Annotated in this window: 7 protein-coding genes; 1 reads left to right on the plus strand and 6 read right to left on the minus strand. The window is 57.8% G+C overall.

What is annotated here, in order from left to right; genetic code table 11:
* Both groEL and BM222_RS39420 read right to left on the minus strand, forming a co-directional pair.
* Positions 1-689, minus strand: a 689-nt coding sequence (gene groEL / locus BM222_RS39415) for a chaperonin GroEL (protein ID WP_143106209.1), incomplete at its 3' end; no start/stop codon positions are given.
* An 82-nt stretch (positions 690-771) separates the two neighbouring features.
* Positions 772-1,086 carry a co-chaperone GroES gene (locus BM222_RS39420; protein WP_092239971.1) on the minus strand — a complete coding sequence of 105 codons (315 nt, stop codon included), beginning with the start codon at positions 1,084-1,086 and terminating at the stop codon, positions 772-774.
* Between the two features lie 1,100 nt (positions 1,087-2,186).
* Here BM222_RS39420 and BM222_RS39425 point away from each other — a divergent pair.
* Entirely contained in the window at positions 2,187-2,834 is a 648-nt protein-coding gene (locus tag BM222_RS39425) for an FkbM family methyltransferase (protein WP_092239975.1), read from the plus strand.
* 53 nt (positions 2,835-2,887) lie between these two features.
* On the opposite strand, the gene BM222_RS39430 is transcribed toward BM222_RS39425, so the two are convergent.
* The 4 genes from BM222_RS39430 to BM222_RS39445 all read right to left on the minus strand — a co-directional run bounded on the left by BM222_RS39430 (position 2,888) and on the right by BM222_RS39445 (position 6,887).
* Complete coding sequence (locus tag BM222_RS39430; protein ID WP_177243755.1) at positions 2,888-4,051, minus strand: acyl-CoA dehydrogenase family protein; 1,164 nt, start codon at positions 4,049-4,051, stop codon at positions 2,888-2,890.
* An 83-nt stretch (positions 4,052-4,134) separates the two neighbouring features.
* Positions 4,135-4,350, minus strand: coding sequence for a hypothetical protein (locus tag BM222_RS39435; RefSeq protein ID WP_092239973.1), 216 nt, complete (start codon positions 4,348-4,350; stop codon positions 4,135-4,137).
* A 1,032-nt stretch (positions 4,351-5,382) separates the two neighbouring features.
* On the minus strand, positions 5,383-6,126 hold the full coding sequence (locus tag BM222_RS39440) for a carbonic anhydrase (protein ID WP_244547433.1): 744 nt from the start codon (positions 6,124-6,126) through the stop codon (positions 5,383-5,385).
* An 8-nt stretch (positions 6,127-6,134) separates the two neighbouring features.
* Complete coding sequence (locus BM222_RS39445) at positions 6,135-6,887, minus strand: thermonuclease family protein (protein WP_244547434.1); 753 nt, start codon at positions 6,885-6,887, stop codon at positions 6,135-6,137.
* Positions 6,888-7,268 lie beyond the last annotated feature (381 nt).

Raw genomic sequence — 7,268 nt, forward strand, 5'->3', positions numbered from 1 at the left:
AGCGAGGAGAGCTTCTTCTCGTTGATGAGGATGTAGGCGTCGTCCATCTCAACGCGCATCTTGTCGGCGTTGGTGACGAAGTAGGGCGAGATGTAGCCGCGGTCGAACTGCATGCCCTCGACGACGTCGAGCTCGGTCTCGAGCGACTTGGCTTCCTCGACGGTGATGACACCCTCGTTGCCGACCTTCTTCATGGCGTCGGACAGGAACTTGCCGATCTCCGCATCGCCGTTCGCCGAGATGGTGCCGACCTGGGCGATCTCGTCGTTCGAGGTGACCTTCTTCGAGTTCTTCTCGAGGTCCGCCACGACGGCTTCGACTGCGAGGTCGATACCGCGCTTGAGGTCCATCGGGTTCATGCCGGCGGCAACCGACTTGGCGCCTTCCTTCACGATTGCGGCGGCGAGGACGGTCGCGGTAGTGGTGCCGTCGCCGGCAGCATCCGCGGCTTTGGAAGCGACTTCGCGCACCATCTGCGCGCCCATGTTCTCGAACTTGTCGTCGAGTTCAATGTCCTTTGCAACCGCAACGCCGTCTTTCGTAATTCGCGGCGCGCCGAACGACTTGTCAAGCACGACATTGCGGCCCTTCGGACCAAGCGTGACCTGCACCGCATTGGCGAGAATGTCGACTCCGCGCAGCATACGATCTCGCGCATCTACTCCGAACTTGACTTCTTTCGCTGTCATAGAGAATTCCCTCAATTCGTATTAGTTCATCCTTCGCACCCAGCGCTCTCCTCAGAAGGAGGTGAGCTGCGCGAGTCCAGAATTAGGCGGCCTTCTGCTTGGAGAATATTTCGGTGAGGACGCCCATCACGTCGCTCTCCTTCATGATCAGTAGATCCTGGCCGTCGATCTTGACTTCAGTGCCGGACCATTTGCCAAACAGCACCCGGTCACCGACTTCGATATCGATCGGAATTAGCTTGCCGCTCTGATCTCGACCGCCTGGGCCAACTGCAATAACTTCGCCTTGCGATGGCTTTTCTTTGGCTGTGTCCGGAATAATGATACCACCAGCGGTCTTCTCGTCGGCGTCGATGCGCTTAACGACGACGCGATCGTGAAGTGGTCGGAAATTCATTGAAGTCTCCTGAGGGTTTGAACAAGTTGAGGTTGGACACAATGTGACCGGCCTGGCTACAGCAAGACTCGGACCACAATGAGTTTAGCGATCTACCCTTCCAATTCTGCTGAAGCATTGCCGGGTTGCGCGTGACGTTGTCCGGAAGCAAACGCGCTTGACCTGCATAGTCCGCTCAGCCGTTGCTAAAGTGACATCGCGCTTCTTCCAAAAATCCGCGTTTTGGCCCGACCCTTCAACATTCCTCGTGCGCGGGTTAGACCGATCAAAACGCCCCAAGTTCGATGTACGTTTCAGGGTTGCACTCGGCTATCTGGCGACCTCATTTAGCTGCGGTGGCTCCATTAAGCGTGCAGTGCAGGAGCCTTATCGAAGAGCGGCTCGCCGAATCTGCCGCGGTTCTTCGATTACGAAATAGGTATGTAACGGTCTCGAAAAATAGGGCGCGAGTTCCTATTAAAAGTGGCTGGCTCATGGGCAGGTTGCGATCAACTTGTACTTGTCGCGATGACCAGCCGTGTCGCGGTCGCCTAAATCCTGTCGAATTGGTCCCTGCGCATCCGTAGATCGACAGCTCGTGAGGAAGCTTGTACAGCTTGCGTACCGCAACGCGTGTCTCGGCTTCGAAGGCGACGTTCCTCGCGATTGGTGCGAGGAAACGGCCGCCGGGGCCTAGTCGCAAATCGTGTCGGTGAACGTGAGGTGGTAGCAATCACTCGGCTAGAGCACATTTGGCGCAATGGTCATCTAGATGATCGGCTGTCCCTATACACAACGGGCACTCTGATAGGTTCGCGCCGGAAAATATACCCGACAGGTTAAGTCCGGGCGAAGGCGTTCTTTCGGCCAGTTTCAAAAAGCGAAGGCGATGATATGTTCCGCTGGGCCGCATTTTTACGAGATCGCTTCGGGAGCGGCTTTCGCTAGGTGCACGTTTCCAATTTGATGTCGATGGCACGCAAACAGCTGCTGTGGACCAGGCAGACCGGCGGAGATATGAAGCTTATACCTTGATATACGTTGTGCCGCAGCTTTTGGCGTGTGATGGCAGCTTCGAAGTCGAACTTCGCATGATCTCCGCGCACCATGGAAAAGCAGCTGTGTCGTCCGTAGAAGTACATCAGCACATCGTCTCCCTTCTTCTAAAGCCGAATCCCATCATTCTTGATATCGGCTGCAATGACGGGACTGACACGCAAAAGTTTCTCGAGTTGTGCCCGCAACCCGAGCTCTACTGCTTTGAGCCGGACCCACGAGCGATCGCTCGCTTCAAGAAGAAGCTGGGCCCCTCCCTTAGCAGGGTGAAGCTATTTGAAATAGCCATCAGTGATCGAAACGGGACAATCGACTTCCACCCAAGCAATGCCGATGGGGATGCTAGGGATTGGGACTTATCCGGCTCAATACGCCGTCCAAAGAACCATCTTACTGAGTATGAATGGGTCCGCTTTGATCATCCTGTCTCGGTTGAAACACGGCGGCTGGACGACTGGTGCAGCGAAGCCAAGCTGGACGAAGTTGACTTCATCTGGATGGACGTTCAAGGAGCCGAAGCCGACGTTATCGCGGGCGGCGCGCGGACTTTGAGCAAGACGCGCTTCATTTACACTGAATATAGTGACCGCGAGCTCTACGAAGGGCAGTTGACCCTGCAAGCCATCCTCAACTTGTTGCCATCATTTGAAGTGGCGGCTCACTACCCGCGCGCAGTGGAAGGTGATGTACTGCTCAAAAATAAGCGTGCGTAGCAGCCGCTCATATCGGCTCTCGTCGTGCGTGGCTTGCCGTACGTGACGCGCTTTCATGGGTAGCCCGGCTGTATTACGGTTCCGAGCAGGGCACGGCCAGCGCTTTGGAGCGTTCCTTCATTCAACGCTGCGTGCTGGGCAACGACGAAGCTGTCGCACATGGCGCGCGCGAGCATTCCTGCGGTATAGAGCGCCTCGGTTCCGGCAAGACCGCTTGCTAGCCTGCAGACCTCAGCGCCCTGCCGCGCAGCGTTCGTCGCGGCAAGCCGCATTAGCATTGTGGCGCCCAGAGTTACCTCACCCGTAAGCGCTTGCTTCCACAGCTCCTCCGTGGCCTCGTAAAAAAAGGAACGAGCGGAACGTAGCATGGCTTCGGCTTTGGCGATTTCAAGCTGAACATAGCCACGCTCAGCCATCACGGGCCCTCCAGTGATCGAGACGCGGCTTCGGGCCATGGTGGTCACCTCGTCTAAGGCGGAGCGCGCAATGCCGATTCCGACAATCGCATGCGCCTGGGCAGCGAAAGCCACAGACGGATACCGATAAATCGGGCCATCAAGTGTCGGTGGACCGCCGCGGATCAAGGTCCATTCCTCTGGCACCATGACATTGCTGACAACAATGTCGTGGCTTCCGGTGCCTTGCAAGCCGATGACATCCCAATTGGGCCGGATTGTTACCTTCTCGACCGGCATCACCGCTACGCGCGGGAGGTCACCGGTCGGATCGTCGTCTACAGTGATACCAACTCCTATCAGATCCGCTCCCGGCGAGCCGCTCGCGAATGGCCACACGCCGTTCACCACAAATCCGCCGGTGCATCGCTTGGCTGGCTGGAGCGGGAAAAGCGCACCCGCCAATGCGACGTCGGGTCCGTTGGCGTACACTTTTCGAAGCGTGTCGTCCGGAAGAGCAGCGAGGTAGCGAGCTCCATCCCCAAAGCTGGCGACCCATCCGGCGGATCCGTCTGCTTCGGAGATACGCTCGATCAGGCGGCAAAAGTCCGCGGGCGTCCGCTCCTCGCCCCCGAAACGCTTGGCGACCATGGCCCGATAGACGCCGATGCGTCTGAAGCCGTCGATGATCTCCTTTGGAATGTTCTGAGCGCGGCCGAACTCGTTGCGACGCTCACGGATTTCAACGAGTAGGGGGGACAGATTAGCCCAGGTTGCAGCCGCGGCATGGGTTTCGGCAGGCGTTTCGGTTGGAGCGTTCATAAAGCGTCCTCCGTGTCTTGAGCGGACCACCCTCGCGCGCTACTCATGTGGCTTGTGCGTGGCAAGGCCAGGTGGAATAGCGGCTAGACGGCATTCTCGAAGCTGTCGCAGTTGATCTGGAATGCGGGGAATTGCACCCGGCGGCTTCCCAACCTAAGGGCGCCGGAATCTAGACGCAGATATAGCTGTTGCTGTTGGCCCTGAGGCTTCGTTGCCGAGCAATCGATAAGCGGCGGCGACATCGAGCCGTCTTTGCCGTCCTGGGGCGCCCGGCATTCGATGGCGGCATGCGGTGTCATGTCTGCTCCAATGGACGCGTCGTCACATTCGGCACAAGCCGAGCGCTACCAAGTGCGGAATTTCTGATTTGCGTTCGGGACGTCGCCCGAGCCTACGGCTTCTTTTCCATTTCCCAGCAATCGACGTGCCAATAAGAATGCCTGCCGACCTTTGTCTGAATCGTGCGAGATCACTCAGCCGTGCCGGCACGATGCGCGCGTCGTGTCTGCTTTCAGGCGCAAGTGTCATTCAGTCAACAATCCGCAAGGAAAGAGGACGTTGGGCGGATCTCGATCGCTGACCGGCTGGATTCAACGTTCATTCTAAAGCGACGGCACGCTCCGATCTCCCGACGCCACCGACAGCCCCATTTGCTTTCGGGAAACTGCCGGTAAGTCAGCAGAGGCGGACTTCCGCACGGCAAGTGTTCAACGAGTGTACGAGGGCAGCCTCGGTAGCTACACCATCAAGTCTAGTTCGAGGTGACTACAAAGGTGCCCCGCGCATGCGAGCGAAGACGAAGCGTTCGAATAGGTGTGGGGTGTTAGAGGTCCGCTTCACCTTCCTACTTTCTATGGTCGTTAAATTCGCGCACATTCATGACCTGCGTGACCCATTGCGGCCTGTCGCTGCCGGGTACTGCTGTAGCATCCGTCTCTACAACCCCAAACGAGCAGCAGCAGCATGGGATGTGAGCCGCCAACCCAATAGCGACTTTTTGTGCTGCAAGTCGCAATGAAAATCGTCTCTAGAGCTCGCGACTACTCCGAAGCTTCTCGATTTCAATCGGGCAACCAATCTGGAGCAGGAATGTTGCCGCGCGCGCTAGGTGCGTCTTGATGAGGGCGACGCGTTGCCAACACGAGATGCGCGCCACACGAGTACGTTGAGAACTAGAGGCCACGCATACCGAAGGACTGTCTGAAGCGATGACAATTGTGAAGCGGACAGCATCCGAGCATTTGTTCTAGACGATGGAACAGCAAACAGCGTCCACCCGAAATGCTGAACCGGACGGCGGATGATTTGCCGCGGGTGTGAGGGTGCTAGCCTTAGCACACAATGTCCACTTTGCCGGTTTCGAACTGATACAGGCCCCCCACGACTTTCAGCCGGTTCTGCTCGATCGCAGCGTTCAGAATCGGTCCCGTCGACCTGAGCTTGTTGACGTTGTCGATCACATTCTGTCGAATTGCCTTGGCGAATATGTCGCCGTCTTGCTCTAGAGATGCCTTGACCGAAGGAGCAAGAGCTTTGACCAGGGATGAAATGTGCCCCGGCGGCGGCCTATTCTGGTGCAGCGACTTGATCGTGGCGTCTACCGCCCCGCAATTATCGTGGCCAAGAACGAGAATCAGCGGCGTGTTGAGCACTGAGACCGCATATTCCATACTGGCGAGCGTATCATCGTTAGCGAAGTTGCCGGCAACGCGGCAGACAAACAGATCACCAAGTCCGCTGTCGAAGACAAGTTCGGGCGGCACGCGGGAATCGGCGCAGGTCAGAACCGCCGCATAGGGATTTTGGCCTTCGACCAAGACCGGGCGCTCGCGCCTGAAATCATCGACTCGCGGTTCGCCCTGCACATACCGATCGTTTCCCTTCAGTAGCCGCTGGAGGGCAGCATCCGGCGCGAGCTGGTTGTCGGGCTTTGGCTGACCTTTTGCTTCCTTCGCGTCGACAATGTTACGGCCGAGTCCTAGAAAAACTGTCGAAACACCGAACGACAACAGCGCCCGGCGCGAACGCGCAAACTTGGTTAGATGGTCCATGTTTGGAGGATGGTCTGCGTGCATGTGTCGCCTCATCGCGCGGCCTTGTGCCAGCCGGTGGCTTGGGCTTCCGCTTCGCTACAGAGCCAGCGTTCGCCTCGCTTATTCGTCATGTCGATTTGCTCATATCCCGGTTGCAGCGGCAGGTGATAAATGCGCTCGCCGCCGCGATGGCTACCCTTTATCAGGCACTCGGGGGACGGTGGTTCAGACAGCAAGATGGATCCTAGCAAGACTTCCTGAGCGTCTACGGGAACCGATTTTGCACCGACGATAATCGTGGCCCGGTTGCGGTTACGCCAGTCCCAGGGCGCGATGAACGCCCCGGACCAGAGCCCTGCATAGTTTGTGCTCGCCACCAACTCGTAGATCACGTAGCTATGTTGAGCTGCACCAGCCGATAGCGCCCAGCCTGAGCGTACCATCCAAGCATTCACATCCTCGCCTTCGATCAGGCAATTGCCCAGGGCGCGCCTGTACTCATCAAGTCGTTGAGTCTGACAATCCCACGTTCGCCCATTCGCGTGCTTGATAAGCTCGTCCCGAGCGGCTACGCCACAGGCCCACTTCCGGCCCCGGGCGTCAAGGCAAATCTGATCGGTCTCAGGAGCTTCGATGCCCGACAGCCGAACGGCGGTTTGCTCGATCTCAATCGTGTTTCCGTCAAGGATGCGCGGAACACCGCTAAGTGTCGCCGCGCAAACCGGAGATGCGATGAGTGCGAACAATGCGAACATCGTTCCGCGGCGCGTCATCCCGACAATATCCTTTCGCTCCTGCTCCATGCCCACTGCCGATACATTCAGCGGTTTGATCGCACTATGTCCCTTGTTCCGCCAGAGGCGTTAGTCGTGTGCTTGATTGCGTGTTCCAGCCGATCGTGATCACGGATTCCAGGCCATCGTGATCACCCATTCCAAAGCATCGTGATCACCGTTTCCAGCCGATCGTGATCGCTATTTCCAGCGATCATGATCGGGGACAACCAGGAGGCGTCCACCGCTGACAGTCTGTAACCGGGGTAGCTCGGTCTTTTGCCCAACCGCAGAGGATCGAGATGCCGACAGAGAGACTGTCCATGCGCCACATTCGCGAAGTTCTACGCCTGCACTACAGCGTCGGCATGTCGCAGCGCGCCGTTGCCCGCAGCCTCGGTCTGGCCCAGG

Source organism: Bradyrhizobium sp. Gha (assembly GCF_900113735.1).
Classification (GTDB): Bacteria; Pseudomonadota; Alphaproteobacteria; order Rhizobiales; family Xanthobacteraceae; genus Bradyrhizobium.

Excerpts from the sequence above, each read along its gene's own strand:
- BM222_RS39420 (WP_092239971.1), bottom strand. The coding sequence starts at position 1,086 with ATGAATTTCCGACCACTTCACGATCGCGTCGTCGTTAAGCGCATCGAC.
- BM222_RS39445 (WP_244547434.1), bottom strand. The coding sequence starts at position 6,887 with ATGGAGCAGGAGCGAAAGGATATTGTCGGGATGACGCGCCGCGGAACG.
- BM222_RS39435 (WP_092239973.1), bottom strand. The coding sequence starts at position 4,350 with ATGACACCGCATGCCGCCATCGAATGCCGGGCGCCCCAGGACGGCAAA.
- BM222_RS39430 (WP_177243755.1), bottom strand. The coding sequence starts at position 4,051 with ATGAACGCTCCAACCGAAACGCCTGCCGAAACCCATGCCGCGGCTGCA.
- BM222_RS39440 (WP_244547433.1), bottom strand. The coding sequence starts at position 6,126 with ATGCACGCAGACCATCCTCCAAACATGGACCATCTAACCAAGTTTGCG.